Annotated in this window: 5 protein-coding genes, 2 tRNA genes and 3 rRNA genes; 6 read left to right on the top strand and 4 right to left on the bottom strand. The window is 62.3% G+C overall.

The window, feature by feature from the left end; genetic code table 11:
- Positions 1–13 precede the first annotated feature (13 nt).
- Positions 14–4,375, bottom strand: a complete 4,362-nt coding sequence (locus tag AC1HIL_RS34630; protein ID WP_479668994.1) for a DEAD/DEAH box helicase — start codon at positions 4,373–4,375, stop codon at positions 14–16.
- A gap of 97 nt (positions 4,376–4,472) precedes the next feature.
- Complete coding sequence (locus AC1HIL_RS34625) at positions 4,473–4,727, bottom strand: hypothetical protein (RefSeq protein ID WP_296740463.1); 255 nt, start codon at positions 4,725–4,727, stop codon at positions 4,473–4,475.
- Positions 4,728–4,920: 193 nt separating this feature from the next.
- On the opposite strand from AC1HIL_RS34625, the gene AC1HIL_RS34620 reads away from it, so the two are divergent.
- From AC1HIL_RS34620 to rrf, 6 genes are all read left to right on the top strand, one after another.
- Complete coding sequence (locus AC1HIL_RS34620; RefSeq protein ID WP_479668995.1) at positions 4,921–5,067, top strand: hypothetical protein; 147 nt, start codon at positions 4,921–4,923, stop codon at positions 5,065–5,067.
- A 161-nt stretch (positions 5,068–5,228) separates the two neighbouring features.
- Positions 5,229–6,763 (top strand): 16S ribosomal RNA (locus AC1HIL_RS34615).
- A gap of 89 nt (positions 6,764–6,852) precedes the next feature.
- A tRNA-Ile gene (locus tag AC1HIL_RS34610) sits at positions 6,853–6,929 on the top strand.
- A 40-nt stretch (positions 6,930–6,969) separates the two neighbouring features.
- A tRNA-Ala gene (locus tag AC1HIL_RS34605) sits at positions 6,970–7,045 on the top strand.
- Between the two features lie 315 nt (positions 7,046–7,360).
- A 23S ribosomal RNA gene (locus tag AC1HIL_RS34600) occupies positions 7,361–10,231 on the top strand.
- Positions 10,232–10,372: 141 nt separating this feature from the next.
- Positions 10,373–10,485: ribosomal RNA gene (rrf, locus tag AC1HIL_RS34595) — 5S ribosomal RNA — on the top strand.
- Together the 16S, 23S and 5S rRNA genes with 2 tRNA genes alongside form the textbook arrangement of a ribosomal RNA operon.
- Before the next feature lie 127 nt (positions 10,486–10,612).
- Here the strand turns inward: rrf and AC1HIL_RS34590 are convergent.
- Together AC1HIL_RS34590 and AC1HIL_RS34585 are read right to left on the bottom strand one after the other, a co-directional pair.
- Positions 10,613–11,668: an aldo/keto reductase gene (locus AC1HIL_RS34590; protein ID WP_261217649.1), complete on the bottom strand. Its 1,056-nt coding sequence runs from the start codon at positions 11,666–11,668 to the stop codon at positions 10,613–10,615.
- A 26-nt stretch (positions 11,669–11,694) separates the two neighbouring features.
- Complete coding sequence (locus tag AC1HIL_RS34585) at positions 11,695–13,290, bottom strand: MFS transporter (protein ID WP_261217648.1); 1,596 nt, start codon at positions 13,288–13,290, stop codon at positions 11,695–11,697.
- Positions 13,291–13,351 lie beyond the last annotated feature (61 nt).

Raw genomic sequence — 13,351 nt, 5'->3', positions numbered from 1 at the left:
TCGTAGCGCGGACTCAAGCCTGAGGTTGCGCGGCGAGTTCGTGGCTGCGCAGCGAGGGCTCGAGCGAGAGCGCACGCCGCGCCGACTGCGCCCGCGCGGCATCGAGTTCGACCAGCAGGCTGACTTCTCCCGCCACGCTGGTGGCGATCGGCACGCCATCGCAATACAGCACGCGCGAGCCCGCGACCCGCGGCACCTTGGGACCGTTCACGACGGTGCCCAGCAGGTTGGCCGGGTCGCTGGCCGCGAGCGCGATCAGCGCGCCGTCGCCCGGCTCGCGGCGCACGCGCCGCATCGATGCCACCGCCTCGGGCAAGGCGAACTGCTCGCCCGACACGCCGGCGATGAAGCGGCCGCCACGGATCTCGCCGCGCGCCTCGAGCCGGCGGCACACGCGCACCAGCTCGCGCCAGGGCGGCAGCCACGCGGCTTCGCGCTCGAGCAGCCGCCAGCAGACCACGCCATAGCGGCGCAGCAGCACGTGCACCACCTGTTCGATCGCCTCGGCGGAGCTGGCGGCCATCGCTTCGGCGGCGGCGGGTGGCCGCACCAGGGTCCAGCGCCCGGCGTCCTCGATGCTGAAGAGCGGCGCGCGCCGCCGGCGCCGCAGGTCGGCCGAGGCGCGCTTGGCGGCCGGCACCAGCAGGGCGCGCAGGCCCGCGTAGCTGTCGCAGCGCGCGCGGCCCTTGGCGACCAGTTCGGTCAGCGCCTCCTCGATCTCGACCGGCAGCAGCCGGGTGCCGTGCGCGATCTCGTCGAAGAAGCAGGCGCCGTGCTGGGCCAGGTGCGCGGCGACGCGTGAAGCGCGCGAGCCCAGGTTGTCGTCGTCGGCAGGCGTGGGCGCGAGCGTGGTCCACAGCGCCGAACTGCGGCGCGGCAGCAGCACCACCGGCGTGGCGCGCAGCGACAGGCTGCCCGCGCCCTTGCGCCCCTCGGTGGCCGTCGGCCGCAGCCGCGTCCACAGCACGCGCCCGGCGGTGCACAGGTCGTCGAGCCAGGCGCCCGCGTAGTCGCTCACGCGCGCGGGCAGCAGCTCGGCCTCCCACAGCGGCGCGGGCGCTTCATAGCCTTCGAGCTGCGAGAGGATGCCCGACAGCGCTTCCGGGCCGCTCACGCGCGAGCCCGCGCCGATGTGCTGCCATTCGAAGAGGAAGCGCACGAAGTTGCGCGGCTCGATCGGTTCGATCTCGCGGCGCAGGCGTCCGAGCGTGTAGCGGTGGATGCGTGCCAGCAGATGGCGCTCGCACCATTCGGGCTCGGTGCCGCCGGGCGTGAAGCGGCCCTGCAGCACGCTGCCTTCGGTCTGCAGCGCGAGCAGGGCGCCTTCGACGTCGGCGGTCGACAGGAAGAGTGGCGTGGCGAGCTGCGCGACGGTCACCGGGCCGAGCCCGCCCAGGCGCGAGCGCAGCAGTTCGCGCAGCGCGGTGTCGCGATCGGCGGGTTGCTCGGCGTCGTCCGGCGCGGCGATGGCGGGCTGCATCGGCGCATCGGGCGCCACGGTACGCAGCAGGCCCAGCCGCTCGGCCGTCACCCACAGGCCGCGCGCGGTGCGGCCCTTGCCTTCGAGCAGCAGGCGCGTCGCGCGGCCGGCCTTGGCGAGGGCCGTCAGCCATTTCTTCCAGTCCGCCTGCCGGGCCACCTCGTCGTCGTTCAGGGCGCCGAGCATGCCGAGCGCCTCGTGCATCTCGTCGACGCTGCGCGGCTGCGGCCAGGCTTCCTCGCGCACGCTGGCGATGGCCTGCGCGTCGAGCTGGCCGACGTCGTCGGCGCTCTGCGGATCGGTGTAGCGCCGGTTCTGCACGGCCTGCGTGCGGCGTTCCTCCAGGGGCGCATCGTCGAGGAAGGCATAGGGCCGCGCGTTCAGGGCCTCGAGCGCGAGCGGCGAGGGCGCGCTCAGATCGCGCGCCAGCACGCGCACCGCGCCGGCCTCCATGCGCCGCAGCAGCGCGAGCCAGCCGTCGGCATCCATCGCGTCGTGCAGGCAGTCGTCGAGCGTCTGCGCGACCAGCGGATGCTCGGGGATCTCGCGCTCGCCGACGATGTTCTCCGCGCATGCGACCTGGTCGGGAAAGACGGCCGCGAGCAGGTCCTCGGAACGCATGCGCTGCAGCTGCGGCGCCACCTTGCGCCCGCCGGTGAAGCGCGGTAGCGCGAGCGCGGTGGTGGCGTTCCAGCGCCAGCGCACGCCGAACAGGGGCGCGTCGAGCAGCGCCTGCACCAGCACGTGCAGCGCCGAGGCCGAATGCAGGTAGCGCGCCACCTCGTCGAGCGGGAAGCTGTGGCTGGTGGAGAGCGACAGCACGATCGCGTCCTCGGTCGCCGCGGCCTGCAGCTCGAAGTTGAAGGTGCGGCAGAAGCGCTTGCGCAGCGCCAGGCCCCAGGCGCGGTTGAGCCGGCTGCCGAAGGGCGAATGGATCACCAGCTGCATGCCGCCCGAGGCATCGAAGAAGCGCTCCATCACGAGCGTGTGTTGGGTCGGCAGGTCGCCGAGCACGGCACGCGCCTGGGCGAGGTGCGCGGCGATCTGGCGCGCGGCTTCCTCGTCGAGGCCGATGGTTTGCGTCAGCAGCGCCATCGCCGCGTCGAGGCCGCCCGTTGCGAGCGCCTGCGCGACTTCTTCGCGCAGCCGCGACACGCCGAACGACAGCTCGTCGCTGCGACCCGGCGCCTCGCCGAGCCAGAACGGAATGTTGGGCGCCGCGCCCTGGGCATCTTCCACCCGCACGCGGCCCGGCTCGATCTTGAGGATGCGGTAGCTGGTATTGCCGAGCTGGAACACGTCGCCCGCGAGGCTCTCGATGGCGAAGTCCTCGTTGACGGTGCCGATCTTGTCGGCCTGCGGCTCCAGCACGACCGTGTAGTCGCCCGTCTCGGGGATGGTGCCGCCGGAGGTCAGCGCGGTCATGCGCGCGCCCTTGCGTTCGCGCAGCAGGTGGTGCACGGCGTCGCGGTGCACGTAGCCCGCGCGCTGGCCCTGCCGCGTGACGAAGCCTTCCGACACCATGCGCACCACCTCCATGAAGCGCGCATGCGGCAGCTGGGCATAGGGCCAGGCGCGGCGCACCAGGGCGAACAGCTGGTCCTCGTTCCATTCGCGGCAGGCGGTCTCGGCCACGATCTGCTGCGCCAGCACGTCCAGCGGCGCCGGCAGCACGCGCAGCGCGTCGAGCTCGCCGCGGCGGATGCAGTCGAGCAGGGCGGCGCATTCGACCAGCTCGTCGCGCGACTGCGCGAAGAGCCGCGCCTTCGGCACGCCGCCCACCGCATGGCCCGAGCGCCCGGCGCGCTGCAGGAAGGTGGCGATGGCGCGCGGCGAGCCGAGCTGGCACACGAGGTCGACATCGCCGATGTCCAGGCCCAGCTCGAGCGAGGCCGTGGCGACGAGCACCTTGAGCTCGCCGCGCTTCAAGCGCTGCTCGGCGGCCAGCCGCGTCTCCTTCGACAGGCTGCCGTGGTGCGCGGCCACCGCCTCCTTGCCGAGGATGTCGCCCAGGTGCCGCGCCGCGCGCTCGGCCATGCGGCGCGTGTTGACGAACACCAGCGTGGTCTTGTGCAGCCAGACGAGCTCGGCCACGCGCGCATACACCTGCGTCCACTGGTCGCCCGACATCACGGCCTCGAGCGGCGTGGGCGGCAGCTCGAGCGCGAGGTCGCGCTGCCTGGCATAGCCGATGTCGACGATCTCGCAATCGGCCGTGCCGTCGGCGCGCAAGGCGCCCGCGCCGACCAGGAAGCGCGCCACCTCGTCGATGGGCTTCTGCGTGGCCGAGAGACCGATGCGCACCGGCCGCGTCGCGCACAGCGCCTGCAGGCGCTCGAGCGACAGCGCCAGGTGGCTGCCGCGCTTGCTCGCGGCGATGGCATGGATCTCATCGACGATCACGCTGCGCACCGTCGAAAGCATCCTGCGGCCCGAGGCGGAGCCCAGCAGCACGTAGAGCGATTCGGGCGTGGTCACCAGCACATGCGGCGGCCGGCGCAGGCTCTGCTGGCGTTCGCGCTGCGGCGTGTCGCCGGTGCGCACGGCGGTGCGGATCTCGACATCGGGCAGCCCCAGCGCCGCCAGCTCGGCGCGGATGCCCGCGAGCGGCGCATCGAGGTTCAGGCGGATGTCGTTGGACAAAGCCTTGAGCGGCGAGACATAGACGACGGCGGTCTCGTCGGGCAGCCCGGCGGGATCGAGGCCGCGGCGGACCAGGTCGTCGAGCGCGGCCAGGAAGGCCGTGAGCGTCTTGCCCGAACCCGTGGGCGCGGCGACCAGCGTGTCGCGCCCGGCACCGATCGCCGGCCAAGCCTGGGCCTGGGCCGGGGTGGGGCCGGGGAAGGTTCGCTGGAACCAGCGGGCGACGGAAGGGTGAAAGGAATGCAGGTCCACGGAAAGCGCAGGCTACGGCAGCGATCGCGGCGGTGCAACGCGCGAGCCGTTGACCCCACAGCTGGGGGCGCCGGGCGCTTTGTCTATATCCAGGGGCCTACAAGGCGCTGCGCGATGAAACATCCGCCAGGTGGATCGCGAAGCCCTGGCGGCGAATCTCCTCGAGGATGTGGGATGCATGCATGGCGACCCGTGGCAGGGGCTCCAGCGGGTCCCAGCTCATCTTGAATTCACGCAATGGCAAGACATGGGATGGACTGGTCGGAAGTGTCAGCGTGTCGGGATGCACGCCCGAACAGGTGCTCAGAAACAGCCCTGGCCGCTGAACACTCTCATAAGTATCGATTCGCACTCGGCCCCCTTCTTCAGGAGCGAGAGTAGCCGACTTTGCGCGGTGCGGGCGGCGGGCTGGATGCGGGCGGCTCCGGTTCCGAGGGGCCTCCGGCGGACGATCGGCGGGGTCAGAAAAATTTTTTCTCACTTCGTTGACCGAAGCCCCCAAAGCTGTGCATAATCGAGGGCTTCGCTGACTGGCTTCGGCGGTGATGACGAAAGTTGTTGCTGCGGGGTTGGATGGTGAAGAGGATGAAAAAAGTTTTGACGGTTCTTTAAAAACCGTGTTAGACTACAAGGCTTCGCTGATCGCAGCGGGCAAGACGAAGCAGACGATAGGTTGCTTCGGTGATCGTTAAAAAATTACAGCCGATAAGCGTGGGCGTTTGAAGGTAATTGCGTAAGTTCTTCGGAACAAGTCGCAAGACTTAAAACGCTCATGAGAATAGAAGTGAAGTTCACTTCAATTTCTTTTTTTATGAGTTTTGCCTGGTCGCGAGATCAGGCGCAAATCAAGATCGAACTATAGAGTTTGATCCTGGCTCAGATTGAACGCTGGCGGCATGCCTTACACATGCAAGTCGAACGGCAGCGCGGGAGCAATCCTGGCGGCGAGTGGCGAACGGGTGAGTAATACATCGGAACGTGCCCAATCGTGGGGGATAACGCAGCGAAAGCTGTGCTAATACCGCATACGATCTACGGATGAAAGCAGGGGATCGCAAGACCTTGCGCGAATGGAGCGGCCGATGGCAGATTAGGTAGTTGGTGAGGTAAAGGCTCACCAAGCCTTCGATCTGTAGCTGGTCTGAGAGGACGACCAGCCACACTGGGACTGAGACACGGCCCAGACTCCTACGGGAGGCAGCAGTGGGGAATTTTGGACAATGGGCGCAAGCCTGATCCAGCCATGCCGCGTGCAGGATGAAGGCCTTCGGGTTGTAAACTGCTTTTGTACGGAACGAAACGGCCTTTTCTAATAAAGAGGGCTAATGACGGTACCGTAAGAATAAGCACCGGCTAACTACGTGCCAGCAGCCGCGGTAATACGTAGGGTGCAAGCGTTAATCGGAATTACTGGGCGTAAAGCGTGCGCAGGCGGTAATGTAAGACAGTTGTGAAATCCCCGGGCTCAACCTGGGAACTGCATCTGTGACTGCATTGCTGGAGTACGGCAGAGGGGGATGGAATTCCGCGTGTAGCAGTGAAATGCGTAGATATGCGGAGGAACACCGATGGCGAAGGCAATCCCCTGGGCCTGTACTGACGCTCATGCACGAAAGCGTGGGGAGCAAACAGGATTAGATACCCTGGTAGTCCACGCCCTAAACGATGTCAACTGGTTGTTGGGAATTCACTTTCTCAGTAACGAAGCTAACGCGTGAAGTTGACCGCCTGGGGAGTACGGCCGCAAGGTTGAAACTCAAAGGAATTGACGGGGACCCGCACAAGCGGTGGATGATGTGGTTTAATTCGATGCAACGCGAAAAACCTTACCCACCTTTGACATGTACGGAATTCGCCAGAGATGGCTTAGTGCTCGAAAGAGAACCGTAACACAGGTGCTGCATGGCTGTCGTCAGCTCGTGTCGTGAGATGTTGGGTTAAGTCCCGCAACGAGCGCAACCCTTGTCATTAGTTGCTACATTCAGTTGGGCACTCTAATGAGACTGCCGGTGACAAACCGGAGGAAGGTGGGGATGACGTCAAGTCCTCATGGCCCTTATAGGTGGGGCTACACACGTCATACAATGGCTGGTACAAAGGGTTGCCAACCCGCGAGGGGGAGCTAATCCCATAAAACCAGTCGTAGTCCGGATCGCAGTCTGCAACTCGACTGCGTGAAGTCGGAATCGCTAGTAATCGTGGATCAGAATGTCACGGTGAATACGTTCCCGGGTCTTGTACACACCGCCCGTCACACCATGGGAGCGGGTTCTGCCAGAAGTAGTTAGCTTAACCGCAAGGAGGGCGATTACCACGGCAGGGTTCGTGACTGGGGTGAAGTCGTAACAAGGTAGCCGTATCGGAAGGTGCGGCTGGATCACCTCCTTTCTGGAAACAAGCAATTTAATTTAAACGCCCACACTTATCGGTTGTTGGAAGAAGTCGGTTGTCTTCGATTTTGAAGGTAATTGGCGAATGGGTCTGTAGCTCAGCTGGTTAGAGCACCGTCTTGATAAGGCGGGGGTCGTTGGTTCGAGCCCAACTAGACCCACCAAATCTTCTGATACCTCGTGTGAGAGAAAACTGAGGGATTTGGGGGATTAGCTCAGCTGGGAGAGCACCTGCTTTGCAAGCAGGGGGTCGTCGGTTCGATCCCGTCATCCTCCACCACAACCAATCATCGGTTCCCCTCGGAACGTTTCAACACCAAAGCGGCTTCCTGCGAAAGCATGAGGCTTCTTTGTTGTTGATCGGGATCTCCTGATCAATCGGCTGTTCTTTAAAAATTCATAGAGTTGAATCAGCGTTGCTGACGGAAAGAGCTTCATGGCTCACCGTGCCGTCAGCAACTTGAATTTTTGATTGCGTCAATATGAACTTCAATTTCGAGAAATCGATTTATGAAGACGGCATAACGCGCCAGGTGAAAGACCTGGCAATTCCTTGATTGACTTTGGTTTCTGTGAAGAAACGTCAAAGTTATAGGGTCAAGTGAATAAGAGCACGTGGTGGATGCCTTGGCGATGATAGGCGACGAAGGACGTGATAGCCTGCGATAAGCTTCGGGGAGCTGGCAAATTAGCTTTGATCCGGAGATTTCCGAATGGGGAAACCCACCGAAAGGTATCGCATGATGAATACATAGTCATGCGAGGCGAACCGGGTGAACTGAAACATCTCAGTAGCTCGAGGAAAAGACATCAACCGAGATTCCGAAAGTAGTGGCGAGCGAAATCGGAAGAGCCTGCTAGTGATAGCACAAGACTTATCAGAACGGCTTGGAAAGGCCGGCCATAGTGGGTGACAGCCCCGTACGTTAAAAGACTTGTGTGGTACTGAGCTAGCGAAAAGTAGGGCGGGACACGTGTAATCCTGTCTGAATATGGGGGGACCATCCTCCAAGGCTAAATACTCATCATCGACCGATAGTGAACTAGTACCGTGAGGGAAAGGCGAAAAGAACCCCGGGAGGGGAGTGAAATAGATCCTGAAACCGCGTGCTTACAAAAAGTAGGAGCCCGCAAGGGTGACTGCGTACCTTTTGTATAATGGGTCAGCGACTTACATTCAGTGGCAAGGTTAACCGAATAGGGAAGCCGTAGAGAAATCGAGTCCGAATAGGGCGATCAGTCGCTGGGTGTAGACCCGAAACCAAGTGATCTATCCATGGCCAGGATGAAGGTGCCGTAACAGGTACTGGAGGTCCGAACCGACTAGTGTTGCAAAACTAGCGGATGAGCTGTGGATAGGGGTGAAAGGCTAAACAAACTTGGAAATAGCTGGTTCTCTCCGAAAACTATTTAGGTAGTGCCTCAAGTATTACCTTCGGGGGTAGAGCACTGTTTTGGCTAGGGGGTCATGGCGACTTACCAAACCAAGGCAAACTCCGAATACCGAAGAGTACAGCTTGGGAGACAGAGCACCGGGTGCTAACGTCCGGACTCAAGAGGGAAACAACCCAGACCGCCAGCTAAGGTCCCTAAAATTGGCTAAGTGGGAAACGAAGTGGGAAGGCTAAAACAGTCAGGATGTTGGCTTAGAAGCAGCCATCATTTAAAGAAAGCGTAATAGCTCACTGATCGAGTCGTCCTGCGCGGAAGATGTAACGGGGCTAAGCCAGTTACCGAAGCTGCGGATTTGCAATTTATTGCAAGTGGTAGGAGAGCGTTCTGTAAGCCTGTGAAGGTGCGTTGTAAAGCGTGCTGGAGGTATCAGAAGTGCGAATGCTGACATGAGTAGCGTTAAAGGGGGTGAAAAGCCCCCTCGCCGTAAGCGCAAGGTTTTCTACGCAACGTTCATCGGCGTAGAGTGAGTCGGCCCCTAAGGCGAGGCAGAGATGCGTAGCTGATGGGAAACAGGTCAATATTCCTGTACCGATATACAGTGCGATGTGGGGACGGATCTTAATAGGTCATCCGGGTGTTGGATATCCCGGTTTAGTTGGATGTAGGCGTGCATTAGGCAAATCCGGTGCACATATACCGAGGCCAACGATCGAGCGAGCTTGCTCGCGAAGTGACTGAACGAGGTTCCAGGAAAAGCCACTAAGCTTCAGCTGTATACGACCGTACCGCAAACCGACACTGGTGCGCGAGATGAGTATTCTAAGGCGCTTGAGAGAACTCAGGAGAAGGAACTCGGCAAATTGACACCGTAACTTCGGAAGAAGGTGTGCCCTATTAGTGTGAAGTGAACAACGGAGCATGAATGGGTTGCAAAAAATCGGTGGCTGCGACTGTTTATTAAAAACACAGCACTCTGCAAACACGAAAGTGGACGTATAGGGTGTGACGCCTGCCCGGTGCTGGAAGATTAAATGATGGGGTGCAAGCTCTTGATTGAAGTCCCAGTAAACGGCGGCCGTAACTATAACGGTCCTAAGGTAGCGAAATTCCTTGTCGGGTAAGTTCCGACCTGCACGAATGGCGTAACGATGGCCACACTGTCTCCTCCTGAGACTCAGCGAAGTTGAAATGTTTGTGATGATGCAATCTCCCCGCGGAAAGACGGAAAGACCCCATGAACCTTTACTGTAGCTTTGTATTGGACTTTGAACAGATCTGTGTAGGATAGGTGGGAGGCTTTGAAGCAGGGTCGCTAGATCTTGTGGAGCCAACGTTGAAATACCACCCTGGTGTGTTTGAGGTTCTAACCTAGGTCCATTATCTGGATCGGGGACAGTGCATGGTAGGCAGTTTGACTGGGGCGGTCTCCTCCCAAAGCGTAACGGAGGAGTTCGAAGGTACGCTAGTTACGGTCGGACATCGTGACGATAGTGCAATGGCATAAGCGTGCTTAACTGCGAGACTGACAAGTCGAGCAGATGCGAAAGCAGGACATAGTGATCCGGTGGTTCTGTATGGAAGGGCCATCGCTCAACGGATAAAAGGTACTCTGGGGATAACAGGCTGATACCGCCCAAGAGTTCATATCGACGGCGGTGTTTGGCACCTCGATGTCGGCTCATCTCATCCTGGGGCTGTAGCCGGTCCCAAGGGTATGGCTGTTCGCCATTTAAAGAGGTACGTGAGCTGGGTTTAAAACGTCGTGAGACAGTTTGGTCCCTATCTTCCGTGGGCGCTGCAGATTTGAGGAAGCCTGCTCCTAGTACGAGAGGACCGGAGTGGACACACCTCTGGTGTATCGGTTGTCACGCCAGTGGCATTGCCGAGTAGCTAAGTGTGGAAGAGATAACCGCTGAAAGCATCTAAGCGGGAAACTCGTTTCAAGATGAGATCTGCCGGGGCCTCGAGCCCCCTGAAGAGTCGTTCAAGACCAGGACGTTGATAGGTCAGGTGTGGAAGCGCAGTAATGCGTTAAGCTAACTGATACTAATTGCTCGTGCGGCTTGACCCTATAACTTTGATCAAGAAGATCAAGGTGTTATGCCAAGTTGACGCATTCAAAATACATTCAAATAACGCCTCCGCGCGTGCTGATTCAAAACTCTATGAATTCGCCAGGTTGATCACTCGATCAGCCCAGCAACCCTTTATGCCTGATGACCATAGCGAGTTGGTACCACTCCTTCCCATCCCGAACAGGACAGTGAAACGACTCAGCGCCGATGATAGTGCGGGTTCCCGTGTGAAAGTAGGTCATCGTCAGGCTATTACAGCCAAAAAAGCCCCAACCAATCGGTTGGGGCTTTTTTCTTTGCGCAAGCAAAAGCAACGCAGAAGCAGAAACAAAAAGCGCATTGTCCAAAACGATGCGCTTTTTTAATTGGCAATTCAATCAGACCGCCTTGATCGGAGGCAGATCCACCAACTGAGGACGTCCGCCCAGCATCCGCGGAAGCGTCTCCGCATTGACCTCGAACGGCACACCTGGAGCGATCTGGCTGACCTGATCGAGCTGGTTCACCAGGTCCCGCGGCAGCTTCAGATCGAGCGCCAGAAGGTTGTTGTCGAGCTGCTCTACCGTCCGCGGTCCGATGATCGGAATGATCGACGTGGTGGAGTTCCGCGCCTTGCTGCCGAGCCATGCCAGCGCGACTTCAGCCGGCGATCGCCCGAGCTGCGCGCCCGCTTCGATCACGGCATCCACGACGGCCGCGTCGCGCTCGGTCTTCTCGGTTCGGATGACCCGGCCCATGCCCTGGAGCCGGCCCTGTTCCCCGTTGCGGTACTTGCCCGTGAGCAGGCCGCCTCCCAGAGGCGACCACACGACGACCGCCAGGCCCAGCGCTTCGGCCATCGGCATCAGCTCCCTGTCGGCGCTGCGTTCGATCAGGCTGTATTCGAACTGCACGCCCACAAGCGGCGACCAGCCACGCAATTCCGACAGCAAATCCGCGCGCGCGATGCGCCAGGCCGGAAAGTTCGAGAAGCCTGCATAAAGGATCTTCCCCGCGCGCACGAGGTCATCGAGCCCCCGGAGAATTTCTTCCGCGGGCGTGACGTTGTCGGAGTGATGGACCCACAGCAGGTCGATACGGTCGGTCTTGAGCCGCTGCAGGCTCTGTTCGACGGAGTAGACGAGGTTCTTGCGGCTGTTGCCGGTCTTCGCCAGCGTCGGCTCCTTCGAGGCGCCGCCGCTGTACTTCGTCGCCACCACGATGTCGTCGCGGATCGGCGCGATGAACTCGCCCAGCATGGATTCGGACTGGCCGAACTGGTAGCCGTCGGCGGTGTCGAAAAAGTTGCCGCCGGCCTCGAGGTAGCGGTCGAGGACCTGGTGCGCCTCGGCATGCTCGGAGCCGTAGCCCCAGCCCGTGCCGAACAGGGCGACACCGAGTGCGAATTCGGAAACCCGGAGGCCGGACTTGCGGCCGAGAAGACGATAGCGCATGGAATTTCTCCTTCGTGGATGGACGATCACTCGCTTGGCGCGACCAAGTGCGCCTCCTGCGGGCCGTTCACCGCATGGGCATCGCGGCCGGGCATCAGCAGCCGTGTCAGCGCCAGCGCGACCACGGCCACGCCGGCGGCGGACCAGGCGGCCGCCGCGAATCCGTTGCTGAATGCATATCGCAACGCAGTGGCGGCAGCGTCCGCCGCGCCAGCGGGCAGGGTCTGCAACTCATGCAGCGCCCCTGCCACATCGCCCGCGCTGAAGCGCTTCGCCACATCCCGCGCCAGCGCGGGCGCCAACGGCCACTGCGCCGCCGCGCGCTGGAAGTCCGCGCTGGCCACCGCCACCAGCACCGCGCCCAATCCGGCTACGCCCGCCAGCAGGCCGCTGAAGCGCGTGGTACCTGCCAGCCCCGAGGCCATGCCCGCGCGCTGCGGCGGGATCGCGCCCTGCATGGCCTTGGCCGTTTCGCCGTTGAGCAGGCCCGCGCCGGTGCCGGCGAGCGCCATCGCACAGGCGAAGGCAAGGTAAGCCGAGCCGCCGGTGGCCAGCAGCGCCATGGCCGCATTCGCCGCGCCGCTCAATCCCAGGCCCAGGCACAGCAAGGCGCGCGGCGTCCACCCGGCCGTGTAGTAAGCGGCGATGCGCGGCACCAGGAACATGGGCAGCGCGAACGGCAGCATCGAGAGGCCGGCGCTGGCGGGCGACAGTCCGTAGGCGTTCTGCAGATACAGCGGCAGGTAGAACAGCATGACCTGCGCCCCCGCCGCATAGCCCACCATGGCGAAAGCGCTGCCGACGAAGGCCGGCGAGCGCAGCAACCTGAAGTCGACCATGGGCCGCGACTGCAGGCCCTCGATCACGACAAAGGCCTCGAGCAGCAGCACGCCGCCGATCAGTCGCCACAGCACCGCGGGCGAGGACCAGCCCAGCGCGTTGCCGTCGATGGCTGCCCAGGTCAGCAGGAACAGCGCACCGCTGAAGGTGGCGACGCCCCTATAGTCCAGCCGCACGGCCTCCTTGTCGCGCGATTCCTCCACCACGCGCAGCGTGGCGGCGATCAGCACCACGCCGATGGGCAGGTTGATGAGAAACACCCAGTGCCAGCCGATGGTGCTCGAGATCACGCCGCCGAGGATGGGCCCGCAGGTGATGGCGATGCCGAGGCAGGCGCCCCAGAACGCATAGGCCCGTGCGCGCGCCGGTCCCTGGAAGCTGTGATTGATCACCGCCAGCGCCGCCGTCAGCAGCAGGGCCGCGCCGATGCCCTGGAAGGCCCTCGACACGTTGAGCACCCAGGCTGCCGGCGCCGTGCCGCAGAACAGCGAAGCGCCGGCGAAGAGCACCTGCCCGATCACCATGATGCGTCGCCGGCCATACCGGTCGCACAGCGAGCCCGCGGCCATGAGCAGGGCCGCGAAGGGCAGCATGTACGCGGTGATCACCCATTGCATGTCCGCGAACTCGGCATCGAGCCTGTGCGCGATGGTGGGCAGGGCGACCGCCACCACGTTGGTGTCGAGCATCACCAGCGAGCACACCATGGAGGCCACCAGCAGGACGGCTCGCTGTCGACGCGAATCCTGCGCGGCGGCAGGGGATGGAGGAAGGGTGTTCATGGATTTGAGGGCATATGCCCATATTTAGGCCAATGAAGAACGAGGTGAATGCAAACCCGGA

The sequence above is a fragment of the Variovorax sp. ISS6 genome, from assembly GCF_056523145.1.
The sequence above is the reverse complement of the archived record's forward strand: the minus strand, read 5'-3'. Positions and strand labels throughout refer to the sequence as shown.

Excerpts from the sequence above, each read along its gene's own strand:
- AC1HIL_RS34585 (WP_261217648.1), bottom strand. The coding sequence starts at position 13,290 with ATGAACACCCTTCCTCCATCCCCTGCCGCCGCGCAGGATTCGCGTCGA.
- AC1HIL_RS34620 (WP_479668995.1), top strand. The coding sequence starts at position 4,921 with ATGACGAAAGTTGTTGCTGCGGGGTTGGATGGTGAAGAGGATGAAAAA.
- AC1HIL_RS34590 (WP_261217649.1), bottom strand. The coding sequence starts at position 11,668 with ATGCGCTATCGTCTTCTCGGCCGCAAGTCCGGCCTCCGGGTTTCCGAA.